The sequence below is a fragment of the Oleiphilus sp. HI0132 genome, assembly GCF_001635845.1.
This window is the reverse complement of the sequence record NZ_LWGJ01000245.1, coordinates 1-1059: the sequence shown is the minus strand read 5'-3', so window position 1 is coordinate 1059 and position 1059 is coordinate 1. Positions and strand designations below refer to the sequence as shown.

Annotated in this window: 1 protein-coding gene; it reads right to left on the bottom strand. The window is 41.0% G+C overall.

The window, feature by feature from the left end:
- Positions 1–200: 200 nt before the first annotated feature.
- On the bottom strand, positions 201–1059 hold an 859-nt coding region (locus A3766_RS03020; RefSeq protein ID WP_082907015.1), incomplete at its 5' end, for an aspartyl/asparaginyl beta-hydroxylase domain-containing protein.

The following is a 1059-nucleotide window of genomic DNA, read 5'->3' as shown; positions in this document are numbered from 1 at the left end:
TAAGAACTTACTGTATTCCGGATCATCACACATTCCTGCTAAACAGAAGAAACAATGATGTCACTATAGATCAAGGACACTTGTGCGGAAATATAAAATATGCAGAAGCGTTGTGCATAATTGCACACAGAGTAAATTGGGGTGCGCGCTCTTATTCTAGAAACAAGAGAGTTTTATACCATAGCGAGTATGGAAACTAGTTATGAGAAGATAATAAACGGCGTAGCGATAATTAATAGCAGAATTAACAGCAACAGCGAGTTAAAAACAAACTGAAGCCTTTTATAAAGCGGGCGATTCCGCTTTTTAAAGGCCTTCGACCATTCAAGAAAAGGTGTAACAGTGCTGAATAGGCGGTTAAAAAAACCTTGGCGATCTATCGATGTATTCGGCACTAAAGTTGCGCGTGCCAAGAGCTTGTATACCCAGTTAATCCCTCGACCAAATATATTCATTGGGCGCTCAACATCACACATTAGAATCAGTCGATAGTCTTCGGTATTGTTATTCACATAGTGAATATAAGTTTCATCAAAACAAAATGCCTCACCATCCCTCCAAGAATAGCTTTTGCCATCAATATTGATAAAACAGGCATCTGAGTTAGGTGTAGATAGCCCAAGCTGATACCGGTATGAGCAGGCAATGGGATCGCAGTGGCGAGTCAACTCTGAGCCTGGAGGCAACAAAGTAAACATTGCACCGTTTACTGAAGGAATGTTTTTTAGCAGCTCAACTGTATTAGGGCATAGCTTCTTTGCAGATTCATGCGTGTAACCATACCAGTTGACATAGAATTTACTCCAACCATGCTTATAGAAGGTTCTAAAGCCAACATCATAGTACGATGCAGAGCCTTCTTTGGTTGTCTTCTCAAAGTAACCCTGCTCTCTAAGACTCTCCGCCTCTTCACGCACGAGTTCCCACTTGTCAGTAAGAGACTGAAGCTCAGCAAAATCATCAATATTAACAATCGGTTTACGATAATTTCGCTTGGTCGACACATACAGAAAACAATTGAGAGGAGCAAAAATTGGCCAAGCTTTCCGGAGATATTCG